This window comes from Candidatus Phytoplasma crotalariae, from assembly GCF_030586865.1.
Classification (GTDB): Bacteria; Bacillota_I; Bacilli_A; order Acholeplasmatales; family Acholeplasmataceae; genus Phytoplasma; species Phytoplasma citri.
Window position 1 is genome coordinate 1 of record NZ_JAOSIR010000008.1, and the last position, 21,022, is coordinate 21,022.

Consider the following 21,022-nt stretch of genomic DNA (forward strand, 5'->3'; position numbering starts at 1 on the left):
TCTTCGTAATAAATCCTTCCAATAAATAAAAATTATTTATTAGAATATAGTTAATATTTAATAATTTTTTATGATAAAAATATCATAATAAATAAATAAAATATCATCTTCAGTTTTCAAAGAAGTAGTTTTTAACTAACAATTATATGATCTTACTTAATATAACATAAAGATACAAAAAAACATACCTCAGATCTATTTTTTTTCCAAAGTATAAAGTAACACAATAATTGTAATTTAAAAAATCCATATTGTCAATATTTATTTAATATTTTATTTCCAAAAATAAATTTACCAAAAAGTAATTAATCTTAATTATTTTTTTTAAAATTACTAACCATTTTAAATAAAGATTCTAGAGAATTTGTACTAATAAACATTTCTATTAATCCTTTAAGAAAAGAAAAATTTGAATTAATTAAATCAATATTTTCTTGGCACATTTTTTGTAAAACATATTGCGATAAAATCAAAGTAGAATTGTAACCTACACCTAACTTTAATTTTAAAAAATTTCGTGTTTGTAAAACTTCTATAAGATTTTTAATACCATTATGCCCACCATAATTACCATTTTGTTTAATTTTAAATTTTCCTACATTTAAATTAATTTCGTCATGAATTATCAAAATATTTGATAATTTAATCTCATATTTTTCTATAATTTTTTTCACAGCTAAACCGGATAAATTCATATAAGTTTTAGGTTTTATCAATAAAACCCCTTGATTACCAATATAAAATCGATAAATTAAATTGAATTCATCATTTTTGATTTCAATTGAAAAGGATTTTTGAAACTCTTTGAACAAATAATCAATCAGCATAAAACCCACATTATGAGGAGTAAAATTAAAATTTACTCCTGGATTTCCTAATCCTACAATTAATTTATACATTCAAAATTATGCTCCATTAAAATTGTTTTTTAATTTATTAAATAAAATTACATAAATACTCAAATTCTTCAAAATTAAAAAAATAGATTATTTCATTTCATATAAAATGAATCAATGATTTAAATACTCATGACTTCGATTTAATATTATGTATAAATTTATAAATAGTATCCATAATTAAAATAATTATAATACATAAACTTAGATATAAATAATGTTTAAAATTAATAAAAGTAGTGCCAAAAAAATTATTTAAAATAATTACATTTTGAGAAATCAAAATAAATAATATTAATTCACATAAAATACCAACAAATAAAAGATTATTTTTTTTTGTAAAAGTTTGCCAAAAATAAAATTTATCAGATCGACAAGCAAAAACATTACCTATTTGTGAAAAAATAACCGCACCAAAAGCCATAGTAGAAGCGAAAATAAACTCAGATTGTTGGGCAATCATTTTAAAAGGAATGTTTTTATGCATTACAGACCAACCTCCGTAATTTAAAAAAAATATTAAAGCTAATATACCTTCCACAATACCTAAAAAACCATAACTTCTTTTTAATAATTTATTGTCTAATAAATGATCTTTAGAAGTTCGAGGTTTTTGAGATAATAAATTTTCTTCAGGTTCTTCTGCTCCTAAAGCTATAGCAGGTAATAAATCTGTAATCAAATCTATAGCCAAAATTTGCATAACAGTTAGATAAAGTGGTATTTTAAATAAAGCCATAAAGATAATGGGGAAAATTTGAGGAATATTTGAACAAAAAACATAACTAATAAATTTTTTAATATTAGCATAAATAGCTCTAGATTCTATTACCGCTTTTGGTATGGTGGAAAAATTATTATCTAATAAAATCATATCAGCAGCATTTAAAACAACGTCTTTAGTACCTTTACCCATAGTAATACCAATATGAGCAGCTTTCATAGCTAAAATATCATTAACACCATCACCAATAACTCCCACAATCTCATTATTTTTTACATATGCTTCAGTAATTTTCAATTTATGTTTGGGAGTAGTACGAGAAAAAAATATTGGAAGTTTAGTATTTAAAATTTTTTGTAATTCTTGAACCGACATATTGTCCAATTGAGAGCCATCAATATTTAAAAAATTATCATCTTTAATCAAACCCACTTTTTTACCAATTGAAATAGCAGTTGGACCATAATCTCCAGTAATAACCGTAATTTTTAAACCAGCTTTTAACAAATCTTCTACAGCTTGACGAACTTCTATTTTAGGAGGATCAAAATTAACTGCAAAACCTAAAAATACCATATCTTCTTCTTTATTTAATTGTTCGGATTCTTCTATTTTTTTATAAGCAATAGCTAAAATACGATAACCTTGACTAGATAATTCCTCATTGCGACTCACAAAATAATCTTTATCATTATCCTTGAAATCACTAACCTTATTATTCTTGTACTGAAGATTACAACTATTTAAAATAACATCAGGAGCGCCTTTAACAAAAAGATATTTATTATCAATATCATAATATTCTTGAGATAAATTGCGAACTAAAACACTCATTTTTTTATTTTCTGAATTAAAAGGATTGATCTTATCAATAATAAAATTTTCACGAATATTTCTAATATTTAAACCATATTTAGTAGCTGCAACTAATAAAGCTGCTTCTGTAGGATTACCAATAATATTAATATTTTTCGCATTCAAATTAATTAAATTAGATTCCGAACAAATAATAGTAGCTATTAATATTTTAGAAATAATTTTATTATGAGTTAAAATATCACCATCAGTATTATCAAATTTTCCTTCTTTTTTTAATCCGTGGCCAGTAATATTAACAAAACCTCCAGGAAATAATAATTTTTTACAAGTAATCTGATTTTCTGTTAAAGTTCCTGTTTTATCAGTACAAATTACTGTAGCAGAACTTAAAGTTTCTACAGAAAATAACTGTTTAATGAGAGCTTTTTGTTTTGACATTCTTTGAGTACCAAGAGCCAAACTTAAATTAATAGTAGGTAACAAACCTTCAGGAATATTAGCTACTAACATGCCTAATGCTACTACAATAGCTGATTTTAATGCTGATACCCAACTAAATTCCCCTTGAAATTTAAAACGCCAGAAACAAATTAAACAAACAAAAACAGCTAATGAAGATGCTAAAAAACTAATTCTTTTAACTACTCTATGTATTTCTAACTCTAAAGTACTAGTGCTTTTGGTAATATCACGAGCTAATCGGGCTACTTCTCCTATTTGAGTATTTTCACCGATAGCATACACAATACCTTTAGCACTTCCTTGAGCTACTGTAGTACCAGCATAAACTAAATTAGGGATTTCAAAAATATTATCATGTTGATCATTTTCAACAGCATTCCTATTTAAAGGAATAGTTTCTCCTGATAATGTTGAATTATCAACAAAAAAATTATTAGCTTCTATCAAGCGAACATCTGCAGGAATAATAGAACCCATTTCTAAAAAAATTAAATCTCCTATAGTTAATTGTTGAGTATCTAAAATTTCTATTTTATTATCTCTATAAACCTGAATTTGTTTCGGAATCATATTGCTTAAAGAAGATAAAATTTTTTCCGCTTTATATTCTTGAAAAAAAGAAAAAATACCATTTATAATTACAACCAAAATAATAGCTATACCAATAGCTTTTTCGTGTATAATAAAAGCTAAAAAACCCGAAATCCATAATAAAATTGCAAACATCGAAAAAAATTGCTTAATAAATTGTTTACCAAAAGAAAAATGATTACTCTGCTTCATAACATTTAAACCGTATAATAATTGTCTTTTTCGAACTTCTTCTGTTGTTAAACCTGATTTTTGCATTTGAAAATAATCCCAAATCTCATTCGAAGATAAACGACTAATTTTAATAATATCTTCTTTGTTCATAAATTTACCTCATTAATTTAGAATATTAAACAAATTATTAATAAAATTTGTTCTGAAAATAGATAATCAATAATGAAATCGGTTTTAACTATCACACAACTCATAGTAAATTCGAAAATCAAAACAGTTAATAATTATAATATTCTTTCATTTAACCAAACTAAAATATCATTACAAATTTGAAACTTTTCGATATCATGAAATAAATTATGATATGTTTCTTGATATAATTTTAATTGTTTATCATTAGATTGAATAGAATCTAAAAGATAAGTGCCATTTTGATAAGATACTATTTGATCTTTAATGCTATACAGCAATAAAACAGAAGTTACATAAGAAGAAAAATTTTTTTTTAAATAACGCATACTTAAAACTAATAAATTTCTTAATAAACGATAACTAACAGATTCTAAACGATATGGTTGATAATCTATATCTAAAGGAATATGTGATATTTTAGAAGATTTAAAATTAAGTTTTTTTCTTTGCCAAAAACTAAACATATAAAAAGGATAATTTAATAAACAATTTGAAATTTCTCTACTAGGAGCAGAACTAATAATAGCTCCATCTATATCGTTATATTTAATAATATAATTATTAACGATAATACCTCCCATACTATGACCAATTAAAAAAATTTTCATAGGATACATTTTTCTCACGTATTGAACTAATTTTGCTAAATCATCTGAAAAAATATTAAAATTTTTAATATCTCCTCTTTTACCTAAACTTTTACCATGACCTCTCACGTCATACGAAATTACATTAAAATTATTTTTAACTAAAAAATCAATTAAAAATAAATAATCATAAGAGCTTTCACCTAAACCATGAGTAATAATAACATTTGCTTTTGCTTGTTTAGGTATTGACCAAATAATATTTAAATAAGAACTCTCCAATAACATAAAAAAACCCATTTACCTACAAATTTACTTAAAAATTAAATTTATTTTTTATTCATTAATTTTTGATATTGCAATAAATATTTAGTATATTTTTCTTTTTCTTCTTGAACTTTACATTTATCAGCTTTATTCAAAAAAGATTCATTCTTCAAAAGATTTTCACTTCTTTTTAACTCATATAAAATTTGATTAATTTGAGAATTTACCTTTTTATTATTGGATTTTTGATTAATTGTTAATAACATGTCTTTTTTGATAAAAAGAAAAATATTTTGATCTGCAAACAATAGTTCATATTTATTAACGCAAGGAGAAATCTTTCCTAATTGTATATCGCAAGCTTTAAACCATTTTTTAATTTCAAATAATATTATTTGAAATTCATTTAAATAAGTTGCAGGAATTTCTAAATATAATTCCAATAAAAATAATTTATTCAAAGAATTAATTTGACGAAATTGACGCATTTTGGTAATTAATCTTTTTAAAGCTTCAAAGATAGATAAAGATGTTAAATCATTAAATCTCACAGGAGATAATTTTTCCGTAATAATTGAATTTCCTAAACCTAATTCTTTATAAAGAGCATCTGTAATAAAAGGCATAAAAGGATGTAAAACTAATAAAATTGATTTCCAAATATAAATGATTACTTTATGACTATTTGCAATTAATTCAAAATTTTTCTTAATATCTTGCCAACAAATTTTATAAAATTCTAATCCCCAATTAGCAAATTCATCCCAAACAAAATTATATACTAATTTTCCTATCACACTAAATTCATATTTATCATATAAAACATCTATTTTTTCTAATAATATTGATAATTTAGTTAATAAAAATTTTTCTGGTAATAATAATTTGTTTTTACTAAAATCTGTTTTCGTCATTTTGAGATTATTTTTGATAAAAAAACCAATATTCCATAATTTATTAGCAAACTTCCAACTAGAAATAATTTTATTGATATCAAAATAAAAATCTAAACCCGGAGAAGAATTAGTCGTTAAACACCATCTTAACGAATCTATGCCATATTGATCAATAATATCTTTAGGATTTAGGCCATTACCTTTAGATTTAGACATTTTATGGCCTTGAGAATCTCTAATTAAACCATGTAATAAAACATCTTTAAAAGGTATTTGTTTTACAAAAAATATGCTTTGTAAAACCATTTTAACTACCCAAAAGGTTAAAATATCATATCCAGTAACTAAAACATCTATTGGAAAATGTTTTTGAAATAATTGTTGATTTTCAGGCCAACCTAAAGCACATAAAGGCCACAAAGAAGACGAAAACCATGTATCCAAAACATCAGAATCACGTACAAAGCCATTACCCGGATCATCTATTTGAACTTTAATTTCATTATTTTGATTATACCAAGCCGGAATAGGATGACCCCACCATAATTGACGAGAAATACACCAATCTTCTATTTTAGTCAACCATTGGTTAAATAATATTAAAAATCTTTTAGGAAAAAAATTAATTTTATGTTTTTTTAAAATTAACTGAGATAATTCTTTAGTTTTCAAAAACCATTGCAAAGAAAGACGCGGTTCTATAATAATACCTGATATATTAGCAACACGAATAGAATGATTATAATCTTCTACTTTAAATAAAAAATTTTGTTTATCTAAATCTAAAATTAATTTTTCTCGACATACAAAACGATCTAGTCCTTGATATTGTTTCGCTAAGTGATTCATAGACCCATCTGGATTCATACATAAAACCGATTTTAAATTATGTTTTTGACCTAATTGAAAATCATCAAAATCATGAGCAGGGGTCACTTTTAATAATCCGCTACCAAATGACATATCGACATATTTATCAGCAATAATAGGTATTATTAAATCGGTACCTGGTACTAAAACTTTTTTACCAACAAAATGTTGATATCTTTTATCATCAGGATGACACATTATAGCTTGATCTCCAAAAATTGTCTCAGGACGAGTAGTAGCTACTACAATAAAATTATCGCTTAAACATCCATCATTGATAAAAAAATATTTTAAATAAAATAATTTTCCTGCAATTTCACGTTCATGAATTTCAGTATCAGATAAAGTAGTTTGAGCACTAGAATCCCAATTAATTATTTTATAATCACGATAGATCAAACCTTCTTTATATAAGGATAAAAAAACTTTCTCAACGGTAGAACTTATAGAAGGATTTAAAGTGAATTGTTCATAATCATAATCTAATAAAAGACCTAGATCTCGCCATTGTTGACGAATATCTTTCATATATTTTTGTTGCCATTCATCTGCATATTTCAAAAAAAGCTCTTTAGTTAAATCACTAATACAAAAACCTTTTTCTTGTAATTGTTGTTTAATTTTAATTTGCGTAGCTATTCCAGCATGATCCATACCGGGCACAAAAAGAACATTATAACCCGTTAACATTTTGCGACGAACTAAATTATCTTGCAAAATATTATTCCAAGCATGTCCTAAATGTAATTTACCTGTAATATTAGGCGGAGGAATTACAATAGTAAAATTCGGTAAATTAGAAAAATTACTTTTTTTTTGTAATTCTTTGTATTTTAACCAATCGACATATTGATTATTTTCAATAATTTTAAAATCATATTTATTATTCATATATTTTAAATTTCTCATTTATAATTTCCTAATCAGAACAAATAGGTAGTAATATTCTACCACTTACAAAACAAATATTAACAAACAAACTGAAAATTTAAAACAAAATTAAAATTAATATTTTTTATAAAATATTTTTCACAATAATTTTTATTATACATGCAAATTTTTAATCATAAAACTAATAATTTCTGAAATTCCATATTTATCTCGACAAGAACATAAATAAAAATCTTTAATATTAAAAAAATTATTATTAAAGCATTGTCTAACAAACTTGATACGAGATAATAAGTGATTTTTTTTCACTTTATCCTTTTTATTTAAAATAATTACAATAGGAATTTTATATTTAACAAAATTTTTACACATTTGCAAATCTAATAAAGTAGGACCAATATTAAAATCAATTATCTGAAAAATCATTTTAAGTTGATTATTATAAGTAATAAAATGATTAAGCATTAACATTTGTTTCGTACGTTCCGCTTTATTCCTTTTAGAAAAGCCATAACCAGGAGAATCTATCAAATAAAAAGAATTATTGATTAAAAAATAATTTAAAGTAATTGTTTTACCTGGAATTTTAGAAAATAAAGCTAATTTTTTATGATTAGTTAAAGCATTTATTAAAGAACTTTTACCCACATTACTACGTCCTATTAATAAAAATTCAGGAAAATTAAGAAGAGGGCGATATTTTAAATTAGTAATACTTTTAATGAAAATAGCTTTTTTAATTATATTCATAAAATCCTAATTAATCTCAAAATATTAATATTTTGGAAGTTAATTTCATATCCTTATTTATATATATTTACATTTTTAGTCCTAAACTAAAATAATTTTAATTATAAAAAAATTTATTTCTTATATTAAGCTTAAAATAATAAAATTAACTCTTTAAATTTGTAATTATGATAATATTATAATATCACATAATGAAAATTAAAATTTTAAAATAAAAAGTATTAAAATTAAAAAAAATTTAATTTTAATTTAATGTTTATTTAAAATTCAAATTAAATCCATTAAATATTCAATATTTATCGCATAAGAGGGAAATTAAAATTAATAAAATGAATAATAAAAATGAACATTTACAAAACAAAATATTCAAATTAAAACAAGAAATTAAATTCAAAATTCAAGAATTAAACAAAATAAATTCTTTATATCAATTAGATATCCAATATAATCGCTTTAATAAATATTTTGCAGAAATATTTAAATATATTAAAAAATGCGATTTAAAAACAAAAAAAGAATTAGGCCAAAAAATAAATGAATTAAAAAAAAATTCTATCTTTGTTTATCAAAATAATAAAATAAAAATCGAAAACAAACAATTGCAAAAACAAATCAAAAAAGAACAAATTGATATTACTTTGCCCGGTTTTTTGTTTCCAACAGGAAGCTTACACCCTATAACAACAATAATTGAAGAATTAGAAAATTTTTTTTTAAAAATGGGTTATAACATTTATGAAAACCAAGAAATCGAAACAGATTTATATAACTTTGAACTTATGAATATAAGTAAAAATCATCCAGCTAGAGATATGCAAGATTCTTTTTATTTAGATCAAACACAAGAAAAACTTTTAAGAACTCATGTATCTTCAATGCAAATTAAAGCTATGTTAAAATACCCTAATAAACCTTTAAAAATAATTTCATCAGGAAATGTTTATCGTAGAGATAAAGATGATGCAACTCATAGTCATCAATTCACTCAATTAGATGGTTTTGTAATAGATTACACAGCTAATTTGGAAAATTTAAAAACTACTATTACCTCATTAATAAAACATATTTTCGGAAAAAAACAAAAAATATTTTTTCGACCATCTTATTTCCCTTTTACCAATCCAAGTTTAGAAGTAGATTTAATCCTGACAAAAAAAAATAAAGAAGAAATATACCTTGAAATTATGGGAGCAGGATTAATACATCCAAATATATTAAAACAAGGTGGTTTTGATCCTAATAAATACCAAGGATTTGCTTTCGGCATGGGTATTGAACGTATAGCTATGTTAAAATATAAAATAGAAGATATTCGAGATTTTTATAATAATGATTTAAGATTTTTAAAACAATTTTCATTATTAAATTGATATATAATAAGATCTTTTATTCAAGATTTATATATAAAAATAATTAAAAAAAGAGAAAATATCATGATTATCAACGAAAACATTTTAAAAAAATATTTATCCCAACCTATTCCTAAAAACTTAAAATTTCTAATTAATAATCATATAACAGAAGTAGAAAAAATAGAAAGAATTCATCCTCAATTAACAATCAAAAATAACCAACAATATATTATTGGAAAAATTATTAAAATTATAAACCAAATAATTACAATAGATATTGGCAAAAATATAATATTTATTGATAAAAATCAAATTATTAATTTTGATAATCTTTTAATAAATCAAAAAATTATTGTTTTAATAGAGTCAAAATCACAAAATATTATTGCTAACTTTGATAACAACCAAAATCCAGATATTTATGATAAAAACATTTACAACAAAAAAATAATTTCAGCTAAAGATTTACAATTATCTCATAAACATTTAATAGAATCAGAAAAAACTGAAATATTATATTTAGATGAACAAGCTCCTGTAGGAAAATGCGCTTTAACATATTTAAATTTAAAAGGTTCAGTTATCACCTTAGCATTAACTCCTAATAGAGTAGATCTTTTATCGCATATAGGATTTGCTAAAGATCTCAATGCTGTATTAGACTCATCTAACCCACAATTAATTCATTTTCAAAATCTCAACGATAACCTTCACGAATTAGATAAAATAAATCCTTTCATTATCCATATTAAAAACGATAATTGTTATGAATATAGTTTAAGATATATAACAAATTTGATAGTAAAACCTAGCCCTTTATGGTTACGTAATTTATTAATAACAAACCAAATAGAACCTATTAATAACATTATTGATATTATTAATTTAATAATGATAGAATACGGAATACCGTTAAACGTTTTTGATGCCGAAAAATTAACCAACGAACAAATCGAAATAAGAAATGCTAAACCCAACGAAAAAATTTGCCATCTAAACAAAACATATTTTTTAAGACATCAACAAGACATAGTAATTACTAATAATAATAACGTTATCTCTTTGAGTAATATTTTAAACAATCCAGATTATGAAATTACAAATAAAACTCAAAACATTATTATTACAAGTAGTTATTGGAACATAGAAATCATCTCAAAAATAGCTAAATATCATCAAATAAATAATCCTCAAACTTTATTATTAACCAAAGGAATTGATCAAAATTTGATTCAAAAAGCCTTAAACCAAGCTACATATTTAATACAAAGATTAACTTATGGAAAAGTATATAAAAAAATTTCATCTCAAAAAATAAAACAACATAATAATCCGAAAATAAGAATTTCATTAAAAGAAATTAATAAAAAAATAGGTTTAAAATTATCTTCTAATAAAATTATCAATATATTAAATAAATTAAATTATAAAGTAGATTTTATATCTAAACCCTCTCAAAATTATTTTATGGCACAAGCTCCTGAAAGACGTTATGATATTAGAACTCCTGAAGACATAATAGCAGATTTAGTTAGATTAAAAGGTTTTAATAATAAAACCAAACAATCCACTATCAATTATTTTACAGAACATAACACATGTGCAAAAAATTTAATTAAATTAAAAAAATTTTTAGCTAACTTAGGATTTTATGAAATCAAAACATACAAACTTATTAATCAAAACATTTTTAACTTATTCCATCAAAATCAAAATTATTTATCAGTTATAAATCCTATTAATGAAGAAAGAAAAATTCTTAGACAAGCTTTAAGCGGAAGTATGTTAGAAGTTTTAGAATTTAATCATAAAAATAAAAATATAGATAATGCTTTTTTTGAAATATCACATGTATTTTACAAAAACCAAGAGATTTTACATTTATCTTTAGGTATGAGCGGTTATTTAATAAAAAATTACTGGTTAAAACAAAATATAGAAAGTTCTTTCTTTATTTTAAAAGGAGTTTTAGAAAAAATAGCTCATTTTTTAAATATTAATTTATCGTTCTCAGTGACCAAAAAATATTTGAATTTACATCCAGGAGCACAAGCCAATATTCAAATGAATAAAAAAAATATTGGTTTTATAGGGGAAATACATCCAAAATTAACTTTAATAAATAATTTAAGCCAAAGTTTTATAGCTGAAATGAATCTAGATCTAATTTTAAAACAATCTTTTAATAATAATATAATTGTTAATAAAATTAATAAATTACCTTATATAACTCGAGATTTAAGCTTTTGGATAAGTAAAAAATTTAATTTTAAACAAATATTAAAAATCTTAACAAAAGATTTTCAAAAAATTTTAAAAAAATGTGAATTGTTAGATGTATATATACCAAAATCTAATACCCCAAATACAAATCAAGAATATTACTCTTTATCTTTTCGTTTAACATTTGAAAATATCAATAATGACTTAAATAAAATTACAATAGAACAAATTATCCATCAAATAGAAAATAATTTAAAAAATAAATTTCAAGCAAAAATAAGATAAAAAAATACTATATATCATCATAAAAGGAGCTTATATTGTATAAAGGAATTGTTGTTAAAAATTTAATCAATAAATATGTTATTATCGATTTATCACAAAAAAAAACCATAATTGCTCAACCTAAAGGTAAAATAAAAGATTTTAATCAAAAAAATATAACAACTAAATCGCTATACCATTGTCCTATCAAAATAGGAGATATAGTAGAATATGAATTTAAATATAATAATTTTTTTATTATAAATATACAAACTCGTAAAAATGAATTAGAAAGACCTCATATAGTAAATATTGATCAAGTGCTATTAATATTTTCTCTTACAGAACCTAAAATAGATTTTAAGTTATTAGATAAATTTTTAATAATTCTACAAAGATTAAACATTCAAATAATATTGATTTTCACTAAAAGAGATTTAATAGATCAAGAACAATTCCAATATATAAAAAATCAACTTTCATATTACGAAAAATGGTATTCTGTAATATATATTAACGCTAAACAAAAAAATAATATAAATTATATAATTGAACAATTAAAAAATAAAATAACTATTATGGCAGGACAAACTGGTGTAGGTAAATCAACTCTATTTAATAATTTAACTTCTCTTAAAGTAAAAACTCAACCGATTTCTATTCATTCGTTTAAAGGTAAACATACAACGACAAGCTCACAATTATATATGTGTCATCAAGGTTATTTAGCTGATACGCCTGGCTTTTCCAAGTTAACACTCTCTAATTTAAAAACTAATGAAATTAAAAATTTCTATCCAGATTTCAATTCTATATCTGAACAATGTTTTTTCGGAAATAATTGTTTACATATTGAAGAAAAAAAATGTAAAATAATAGAAAATTATCAAAAAGGTTTGATTACTAAAAGCAGATATCTTAATTATCTATTCTTAGTAAAGCAAAATAAAAACAATACAAATTAAAATAAATTAATAAAACTATTTGAAATCCTATTTATCTACATAAAATATTTTTATTATATAATAATAAATACATAATTTAGACACTAATACTTTAACAAAATTTTAATGATTATATAAATGATAAGGAAAGTCGATTGTATAAAAAAAATGGATTTTGATAAAATCAAACAAAGACAGAAACAAATAAGAAATTTTTCTATTATTGCACATATAGATCATGGCAAATCTACTTTAGCTGATAGAATTTTAGAAATAACCAATACTGTTCTAAAACACGAAATGAAACCTCAATTTTTAGATTCTATGGCTTTAGAACAAGAAAGAGGAATAACCATTAAGTTAAATGCTATTCAAATAAAATATCATAGTTTACAAAAAAAAGAATATATTATGCATTTAATTGACACACCAGGTCACAGCGATTTTAGATATGAAGTTTCACGTTCCTTAGCAGCATGTGAAGGAGCATTATTAGTAGTAGATGCTACTCAAGGAATACAATCTCAAACCATATCAAATCTAAAATTAGCTTTAGAAAATAAACTTATAATTATACCTGTCATAAATAAAATAGATGCACCAAATGCTAATATACCTAAAATTCAACAAGAAATTAAAAATCTTCTAAAAATCGATATCAATTCCATTATATTAGCAAGCGGAAAAACGGGTGCGGGAATTCAAGATGTTTTGGAACAAATTATAAAAAATATTCCCTGTCCCAAAGGAGATCCCCAATTACCTTTACAAGCTTTAATTTTTGATTCAAAATTTAATAATTATAAAGGAGTAATACCTCATATCAGAATTATAAATGGAACCCTTAAAAAAGGAGATCGTATACGTTTTATTAAAAGTAAAGCTGTTTATGATGTTATGGAAGTAGGCACCTTTCAACCTAATCCTGTTATACAACCCTTTTTAACTACAGGAGATGTAGGTTACTTAACTGCTTTTATTAAAAATATTGACGATGTAAAAATCGGTGATACTATTACTTTAAACAAAAATCTTCAAATTCATGCATTGCCAGGATATAAAGTAATTAATCCTGTAGTTTTTTGCGGTTTTTATCCTGCTGAAAGCAAACAATACATTAATCTTCAAGAAGCATTACAAAAATTAAAATTAAATGACTCATCCTTAATTTACGAAAAATCTAATTCTAATATTTTAGGCATGGGGTTTCGTATTGGTTGCTTAGGTTTATTACATATGGATATTATTAAAGAAAGAATTACTCGCGAATTTAAAATAGAAGTTATTATCACTGCTCCTTCAGTTATTTTCCATGTTTATACCAAACAAAACCAAAAAATTATTATAGATAACCTACAAAAATGGCCTCAAAATCAAGCTATTGAAAAAATAGAAGAACCTTTTATAAAAGCTTTTATAACATGTCCCGAAAAATACATAGGTTCAGTAATGAAATTAACACAAAATAAAAGAGGAATTTTACAAAATATCAAATATTTAGAAAATCAAAATACAATATTAACATATTTATTACCTTTTGGAGAAATTATTTACGATTATTTCGATCAATTAAAATCTGCAACCCAAGGATATGCTGCTTTTGATTATCAAATGGAAAATTACTATCCAAGTAAATTAAAAAAAATGGATATTTTATTAAATTCTGAAATAGTTGATGCGTTATCTTTAGTAGTTCATGAAGATTTCGCTTATACTAAAGGCAAACTAATTTGCAATAAATTAAAAGAATTAATACCGAAACAAATGTTTGAAATTACAATTCAAGCAGCTCTTGGCAAAAAAATTATAACTAGAGAAAATATAAAAGCTTTAAGAAAAAATGTTACAGATAAATGTTATGGCGGAGATCATACAAGGAAAAAAAAGTTATTAGAAAAACAAAAAGCTGGAAAAAAGAAAATGAGAGCTCTAGGAAAAGTTAAATTACCTCAACAAGCTTTTTTAGCTATTTTAGCAAATAAATAATTAAAATATTTTTAGAAAAACTTATCAAATAATTAATTTTTATTAGAGTCAAAAGAGAGGGAGGTACAATCAAAATATATATGACCGATTTAATAGAACTAAAAAATATTACTAAGGTTATAAATAATCAAATAATTTTAAAAGATATTAATTTAAAAATTAAAACAAATGAATTTGTAACTATCTTAGGACCTTCAGGATGTGGTAAAACCACTATTTTAAAAATTATAGGAGGTTTTGATACTTGCAGTAGTGGTGATATTTTGTTCAAAAATAAAAGTATTTTAAATGTACCACCTCACAAAAGATTAATAAACACAGTTTTTCAAAATTATTCACTTTTTCCTCATTTAAATGTTTTAGAAAATATAGCTTTTGGCTTAAGAGTAAAAGATTTAAATTACACAACGAAACAAAAAATAAAAAATGTCAACAATACCACAAAACAAAAAATTAATTCCATTAAACAAAAATATAAACAAAAAATAAAAATAATTCAAAATAATTTAAACCAAAATTATTTATTTTCATTGTTGCCATTTTATAAAAAACATCCTGACCTCAAAAAATTAAAACTAGATTTAAAAGAAGAAATAGAACTTATAAAAAAACAACAGCAACTATTATTAAGTCAATTTAATCAAAAATTATTATGTTCAATAACAAAAGAAGAATTTATCAAAAACAAAGTTTTACATTATTTGAAATTAGTGGGCTTACAAGGATTTGAAAACAGAAATATTTACCAACTATCCGGAGGACAACAACAACGAGTAGCTATTGCTCGAGCTTTAATTAATGAACCTGAAGTAGCTTTATTTGATGAACCTTTAGCAGCATTAGACCTAAAATCAAGACAAGAAATGCAATACGAATTAAAAGAAATGCAAAAAATTTTCGGTATTACTTTTATAGTAGTAACACACGATCAATCCGAAGCTTTAACTATGAGTGATAAAATAGTAGTTATCAAACAAGGAGCTATTCAACAAATAGGCAATCCTGAGGATATTTATAATGAACCTGCCAACAAATTTATAGCCCAATTTATTGGAGAATCAAATCTAATTTCTGGAATTATGAAAGATGATTTTGTAGTTTTATTTGATAATAAAGAATTTCGTTGTATAGATTATGGTTTTCGAAAAAATCAACCTGTTGATATAGTTATAAGGCCGGAAGATATAGATATTGTAAATTATAAAGATGGTTTAATTACAGGAATAGTCCATTCTATATCCTTTAAAGGAGTTTATTGGGAAGTCATTATCAAAACTAAATATAGACATTATTTAATTCATACAACAGATTTTATTGAAAAAAATACCCAAATAGGAATATCTTTTAATCCCGAAGACATTCATATTATGGAAACATGGTAAAATTAAACATGAAAAATATTATTAAAAATAAATCCAATAAATTTTATAAATGGTTAGCTTTACCATATTTAATTATTATAATTTTATTAATTATAATGCCAATATTAATAATTTGTTTTGATTCAATTCAAGAATATGATGATACCAAAATTATTAAAATGGTTTTTACCACTAAATACTATTATAATTTTTATACTAATTTAAATTTTATTTATATTATTATAAGATCTATTTCTATTTCCGTTATAGCTACTTTTTTGGTCATTATTATTACTTACCCATTAGCATATGGTGTTTCAAAATTAAATCCTTTAATCCAACCAATAATCATTTTATTAATTAATGGTACTATTTGGATTAATATGATTTTAAAGACACAAGCTTTAGTGCAAATTTTATCTTTAACAGAAAAATTCTTAAACATTAATATACTAGAAACTAATATAGCTATGTTTATTGGTTTTTTATATCTTTTTTTACCTTATATGTTTTTATCTATTTATCTAAATATTTCTAAAATAGACAAAAGTTTGATTGAAGCTGCTCAAGATCTAGGAGCTAATGAACAACAAGTATTTAAAAAAATTATATTTCCTTTATCATTGCCTGGTATTATTGAAGGAACCATTTTAATTTTATTACAAATAGTCACTAATATTATTGTTCCGAAATATTTAGGACCTACAAATGTCATGGTAATAAGCGAATTAATAGAAAATAAAATATTTTTAAATGATGAAACTAAAAGCGCTTGTGTTATAGCTATTAACTTAACAATTCTGATGTTAATAATCTTAAAACTTTGTCCTAAAAATCAATACTACAAATATGCTAAAGAAGGGAAATAATAATTATGAAAATAAATGTCAAAAAAAATTTGTTATACATATATTTAACAACTATGTTAATTTTTATTTATCTCCCTATTATCTCTTTAATAATTTTTTCTTTTAACGAAAATGAAGGCAGAATAGCTTCATTAATACATTTCAACAAATTTGGTTTTAAATGGTATCACAAAATAATACAAGATGAATCAGTAAAAAAAGCTATAATAGTAACTTTAGAAATAGCCTTTCTATCCACTATTATATCAACTGTAATCGGAACTTTAGCAGCTATTTCTTTAATGAATTATAACAAAAAATGGCAAAAAATTATTTTATCTATAAATCAATTCCCTATCATTATACCCGAAATAATAAATGCTTTATCTTTGTTTATTTTATTTAGTTTTATGAGATTAAACAACGGCTTTTGGCGTATGTTATTATCGCATATATCTTTTAGCGTACCTTATGTTTTAATTACCATTTATAGTAAATGTTGCAATTTAGATTTAGATACTATAGAAGCGGCTTATGATTTAGGTGCCACGCCAAATCAAACTTTAATTAAAATTATTTTACCTCAATTAAAAAATTCTATCATAGCAGGAGCTAGTATAGCTTTTGCTTTATCTTTTGATGATTTTATTATTTCTTATTTTGCAGGAGGTTCTGACTTTCAAAATATCTCAGCTTATATATATAGTTTAAAAGGCACTATTAATCCTACTATTAACGCTTTATCCTCATTACTAATTTTATTTATTTTAATAAAAATAATGTTTCATTGTTATTTTGTGAAAAAAAATCAATATGAATACTAGAAAAAAAATAATAAGTATAATATTGTTTCTATCAATAATTTTTATTGCCAACTTATATAGAATTATATCTCAAAATTCTGCTAAACAAAGTATAATATTATTTAATTGGGGGGAATATATTGATCCTAAAATTATTTCCGATTATAACAAGCAATCAAAAAATTTTATTATTAAACAAAATTTTTTTTCATCAAATGAAATAGCTATAAATAAAATAAAAACAGGGGATATCTATGATATTGCTATTTTAAGCGAATACGCTATAGAACAATTAAAAGATAATTATCTTCATAAAATAGATAAAGATAAATTAACAAATTATCCCGAATTAACTCACAATTTTAAAAAAATTCAAAAAGATAAATTGCCCCAAAATATAAAAGAATATATTATCCCATATTTTTGGGGAAAATTAGGTTTTTTATACAACAAAAATAAAATAAGTCGCGAACAAATAAGTAAAAATTGGACCCAAATATTACAAAATAATAATTATAAAGTAGCGCTATATAATAATCCTTTTGAAGGCATATTTATAGGATTAAAAGCGACCCAAGGTAACATCAGCCAAGCTAATACAACAGAGATTATTAAAGCTAAAGAATGGTTACTAACTTTAAAGCAAAAAAATAAAAATTTATTTTTTGTTACAGATCAGATTTTAGATAATATGCGTATAGTTAATCAAGAACGTTATGACATAGCTGTTACTTATTCTGGTGATGCTAGATATCTAATGCAACAAAATCCTAATCTTGAATACTATGATTTTAATGATCAAGAAAATAATATTTATCAAACAAATATTTGGGTAGATAGCTTAGTATTACCTAAAGGAAGTAATACAATTGGAGCTTATGATTTTATCAATTTTTTATTAAAAAATAGTAATCTTAAACAAAACGCTTTATTTGTGGGATATGACTCTCCCTACAAAAATATTAATGAAAACAATGATATCTTAAAAATAAATATCAATAGCAAAGACAATATATATAAATATAATGTTCAAACCAAAAAACAAATTAATGATGCTTGGAATGAAATTTATGCATATCCCAGACCACAAGATAAATATTTATTATTATTAAGTTTTTTAATCATTATATTTTGTCTCATAATAAAACTAAAAATAAATTTGCCGAAAAATAATAAATTTTTTATTACTAAATATAAATAAATTAAAAAAATAATCTAAAAATTATAATTAAAATAATAAAATTATATTTTTAATTTTTTATAACTTTTAAATAAATTCCTTCACTTTTTTTAGATCACCTAATTGTTGTAAAATTTGCTTAGCTTCGGTAAATAATTTATAAAAATTAAAACATTTAGTATACATTTTATCAATAAATTCTGAATCTCTATACACTTCCTGTACTTTAGAATGTTGATAAGTATAATAAACTAAAAAAAAAGCTTTATCAGCATTAGAACAATAAAGTTGAGCTTGAATTTGTGCATAATAAAATTTGGGTATTTTATCATTCAAAAAAAAATCTTTCCAAGAAGAAGTATCACAGGAAATAGGACATTTAATTTCTAAAATACTTCGGGAATCTGAATTCCAACCATCTAAAGAAGCAGACATGAATTTTTTCACAAAGACAGCCGGAACAAAATCCATTTGAAAAACTGAATTAAAAAAAAATCTAGCTTCAGGTTCCAAACGACGTCCACGAAGCATAGCTTCATTAACTTCTATTTTCTCTTTAAATAATTTCCTTTTAAATAATAACTTAACACTTTCGAAAGGATTTAAACCCATAATAGCCGCTACCTCAGAAGCATTAATATAATTATTTCTATGTTCATGCCAAGATATAGACTCTTGTTTAATATCTATTAATTTACTAGAATCATCTAACATATAAATTCATTATCCTTCTCTTTCTCTAAATTAAATTTGAATGAAAAAATTATATCGAATTTAAAATTATAATTTATCAATTAAAAAAAGATTTTTAGCATTCTTAGTAGTTTGCTTAATAACATCGGATAAACTTATTTGTCGTAAATAAGCAATCTTTTCAGCAATAATACTTAAATAAGCAGGTTCATTACGTTTTGTTTTTTCCAAAGGAAAAGGTGTTAAAAAAGGAGAATCAGTTTCTAATAATATTTTATCTAAAGGTATTTTACAAGCTACTTCTTGAGCTACTAAAACATTATTATAAGTAACAATACCGCCAATACCTATATAAAATCCTAATTCGACAGCCTTTTGAGCCTCTTCTAAATTATTTACTAAACAATGAAAAACTCCTTTAAGTTTATTTCGATAAGGCAATAAAACTTGATAAACTTCTTCAAAAGCTTCTCGAGCATGCAAAATAACAGGTAAATTATATTTAAGAGCTAAATCTAATTGAATTTGTAAATTTTTTTTTTGAATATGTAAAGAAGTTTTATCTCTATATAAATCAATACCGATTTCTCCTACTGCTACAACTTGTGGCAATCTCAAATATTGTTGAATGGTAATAGGATCTTCATTTTGCCAATAGCATGGATGTATACCCACTGCAATTTTAATACATTCGTATTCTAAAGCCAACTGAAAAGCTTTTGCATTAGTTTGAGCGTTTAATCCTGGAACAATAAAATATTTAATCCCATTATCATTGGCTTTATCTATAACTTCGTTTAAATCTTTTTCATAATCATTTAAATTTAAATGTGTATGAGTATCAATTAATAACATATATTTAATCCAAAAAACTCCTATTTTCTTTTTTAAATTTAAAAAATTAAAAAACTTCATAAAATTAAGATCTTAAAAATATTTTAATACCTTTTATTTTAGCCTTTAAAAAAAGTTAAAAAAAATAAGCTCTAATATTTGATATTTTTGTAATTTTAATAAATTAAATTATTTTATTTACTATTTTATTTCAATCCTATTTTTTATTATAATGATAAATACCTATTATATATTAAAAAATTAATTTTTCATTGAATTATAAATTTTAAATTTATTTTTTGAATATTCACTTCAAGGTCGTTAACCTTCTTCTTAAGAGAACTACTTAATAACTCCCCCCCATTAAGTTTTAAGTCTCCGATAATAAAGCGTTTTTTAGTAATCGGAGACTTAA

The 21,022-nt window shown here is 23.0% G+C and carries 15 protein-coding genes; 8 read left to right on the forward strand and 7 right to left on the reverse strand.

What is annotated here, in order from left to right; genetic code table 11:
- Positions 1 to 311 precede the first annotated feature (311 nt).
- The 5 genes from pth to yihA all read right to left on the reverse strand — a co-directional run bounded on the left by pth (position 312) and on the right by yihA (position 8,119).
- Positions 312 to 899, reverse strand: a complete 588-nt coding sequence (pth, locus tag OC683_RS00985) for an aminoacyl-tRNA hydrolase (RefSeq protein ID WP_304514702.1) — start codon at positions 897 to 899, stop codon at positions 312 to 314.
- 127 nt (positions 900 to 1,026) lie between these two features.
- Positions 1,027 to 3,816 carry a cation-translocating P-type ATPase gene (locus OC683_RS00990; protein WP_304514703.1) on the reverse strand — a complete coding sequence of 930 codons (2,790 nt, stop codon included), beginning with the start codon at positions 3,814 to 3,816 and terminating at the stop codon, positions 1,027 to 1,029.
- A 134-nt stretch (positions 3,817 to 3,950) separates the two neighbouring features.
- A complete protein-coding gene (locus tag OC683_RS00995) occupies positions 3,951 to 4,733 on the reverse strand; it encodes an alpha/beta fold hydrolase (protein ID WP_304514704.1) in 783 nt (260 codons plus the stop codon).
- A gap of 41 nt (positions 4,734 to 4,774) precedes the next feature.
- Positions 4,775 to 7,387, reverse strand: a complete 2,613-nt coding sequence (locus tag OC683_RS01000; protein WP_304514705.1) for a valine--tRNA ligase — start codon at positions 7,385 to 7,387, stop codon at positions 4,775 to 4,777.
- 135 nt (positions 7,388 to 7,522) lie between these two features.
- Positions 7,523 to 8,119: a ribosome biogenesis GTP-binding protein YihA/YsxC gene (gene yihA / locus OC683_RS01005; protein WP_304514706.1), complete on the reverse strand. Its 597-nt coding sequence runs from the start codon at positions 8,117 to 8,119 to the stop codon at positions 7,523 to 7,525.
- A gap of 329 nt (positions 8,120 to 8,448) precedes the next feature.
- Between yihA and pheS the strand changes: the two genes are divergently transcribed.
- The 8 genes from pheS (at position 8,449) to OC683_RS01045 (ending at position 19,101) form a co-directional block, all read left to right on the forward strand.
- Complete coding sequence (gene pheS, locus OC683_RS01010; protein WP_304514707.1) at positions 8,449 to 9,489, forward strand: phenylalanine--tRNA ligase subunit alpha; 1,041 nt, start codon at positions 8,449 to 8,451, stop codon at positions 9,487 to 9,489.
- Between the two features lie 63 nt (positions 9,490 to 9,552).
- On the forward strand, positions 9,553 to 11,979 hold the full coding sequence (gene pheT, locus OC683_RS01015; RefSeq protein ID WP_304514708.1) for a phenylalanine--tRNA ligase subunit beta: 2,427 nt from the start codon (positions 9,553 to 9,555) through the stop codon (positions 11,977 to 11,979).
- A 35-nt stretch (positions 11,980 to 12,014) separates the two neighbouring features.
- On the forward strand, positions 12,015 to 12,923 hold the full coding sequence (gene rsgA / locus OC683_RS01020) for a ribosome small subunit-dependent GTPase A (RefSeq protein WP_304514709.1): 909 nt from the start codon (positions 12,015 to 12,017) through the stop codon (positions 12,921 to 12,923).
- A gap of 147 nt (positions 12,924 to 13,070) precedes the next feature.
- Positions 13,071 to 14,888 carry a translation elongation factor 4 gene (gene lepA, locus OC683_RS01025; protein ID WP_304514710.1) on the forward strand — a complete coding sequence of 606 codons (1,818 nt, stop codon included), beginning with the start codon at positions 13,071 to 13,073 and terminating at the stop codon, positions 14,886 to 14,888.
- 80 nt (positions 14,889 to 14,968) lie between these two features.
- Entirely contained in the window at positions 14,969 to 16,270 is a 1,302-nt protein-coding gene (locus OC683_RS01030; RefSeq protein WP_304514711.1) for an ABC transporter ATP-binding protein, read from the forward strand.
- A gap of 8 nt (positions 16,271 to 16,278) precedes the next feature.
- The gene (locus OC683_RS01035; protein ID WP_304514712.1) at positions 16,279 to 17,118 is read left to right on the forward strand and encodes an ABC transporter permease; all 840 of its coding nucleotides are present in this window, start codon (positions 16,279 to 16,281) and stop codon (positions 17,116 to 17,118) included.
- A 5-nt stretch (positions 17,119 to 17,123) separates the two neighbouring features.
- Positions 17,124 to 17,921 (forward strand): ABC transporter permease, encoded by a 798-nt coding sequence (locus tag OC683_RS01040; protein ID WP_304514713.1) that lies wholly within the window; start codon positions 17,124 to 17,126, stop codon positions 17,919 to 17,921.
- The gene (locus OC683_RS01045; protein WP_304514714.1) at positions 17,911 to 19,101 is read left to right on the forward strand and encodes an ABC transporter substrate-binding protein; all 1,191 of its coding nucleotides are present in this window, start codon (positions 17,911 to 17,913) and stop codon (positions 19,099 to 19,101) included. Before OC683_RS01040 ends, OC683_RS01045 begins: the two co-directional genes overlap by 11 nt.
- Positions 19,102 to 19,167: 66 nt before the next feature.
- Here the strand turns inward: OC683_RS01045 and OC683_RS01050 are convergent, their stop codons facing one another.
- Together OC683_RS01050 and OC683_RS01055 are read right to left on the reverse strand one after the other, a co-directional pair.
- Positions 19,168 to 19,794 carry a lambda-exonuclease family protein gene (locus OC683_RS01050; RefSeq protein WP_304514715.1) on the reverse strand — a complete coding sequence of 209 codons (627 nt, stop codon included), beginning with the start codon at positions 19,792 to 19,794 and terminating at the stop codon, positions 19,168 to 19,170.
- Positions 19,795 to 19,860: 66 nt separating this feature from the next.
- Positions 19,861 to 20,628 (reverse strand): TatD family hydrolase, encoded by a 768-nt coding sequence (locus OC683_RS01055; RefSeq protein WP_304514716.1) that lies wholly within the window; start codon positions 20,626 to 20,628, stop codon positions 19,861 to 19,863.
- Positions 20,629 to 21,022 lie beyond the last annotated feature (394 nt).

Excerpts from the sequence above, each read along its gene's own strand:
- pth (WP_304514702.1), bottom strand. The coding sequence starts at position 899 with ATGTATAAATTAATTGTAGGATTAGGAAATCCAGGAGTAAATTTTAAT.
- OC683_RS00990 (WP_304514703.1), bottom strand. The coding sequence starts at position 3,816 with ATGAACAAAGAAGATATTATTAAAATTAGTCGTTTATCTTCGAATGAG.
- OC683_RS00995 (WP_304514704.1), bottom strand. The coding sequence starts at position 4,733 with ATGTTATTGGAGAGTTCTTATTTAAATATTATTTGGTCAATACCTAAA.
- OC683_RS01000 (WP_304514705.1), bottom strand. The coding sequence starts at position 7,387 with ATGAGAAATTTAAAATATATGAATAATAAATATGATTTTAAAATTATT.
- yihA (WP_304514706.1), bottom strand. The coding sequence starts at position 8,119 with ATGAATATAATTAAAAAAGCTATTTTCATTAAAAGTATTACTAATTTA.
- pheS (WP_304514707.1), top strand. The coding sequence starts at position 8,449 with ATGAATAATAAAAATGAACATTTACAAAACAAAATATTCAAATTAAAA.
- pheT (WP_304514708.1), top strand. The coding sequence starts at position 9,553 with ATGATTATCAACGAAAACATTTTAAAAAAATATTTATCCCAACCTATT.
- lepA (WP_304514710.1), top strand. The coding sequence starts at position 13,071 with ATGGATTTTGATAAAATCAAACAAAGACAGAAACAAATAAGAAATTTT.
- OC683_RS01030 (WP_304514711.1), top strand. The coding sequence starts at position 14,969 with ATGACCGATTTAATAGAACTAAAAAATATTACTAAGGTTATAAATAAT.
- OC683_RS01035 (WP_304514712.1), top strand. The coding sequence starts at position 16,279 with ATGAAAAATATTATTAAAAATAAATCCAATAAATTTTATAAATGGTTA.
- OC683_RS01040 (WP_304514713.1), top strand. The coding sequence starts at position 17,124 with ATGAAAATAAATGTCAAAAAAAATTTGTTATACATATATTTAACAACT.
- OC683_RS01045 (WP_304514714.1), top strand. The coding sequence starts at position 17,911 with ATGAATACTAGAAAAAAAATAATAAGTATAATATTGTTTCTATCAATA.
- OC683_RS01050 (WP_304514715.1), bottom strand. The coding sequence starts at position 19,794 with ATGTTAGATGATTCTAGTAAATTAATAGATATTAAACAAGAGTCTATA.
- OC683_RS01055 (WP_304514716.1), bottom strand. The coding sequence starts at position 20,628 with ATGTTATTAATTGATACTCATACACATTTAAATTTAAATGATTATGAA.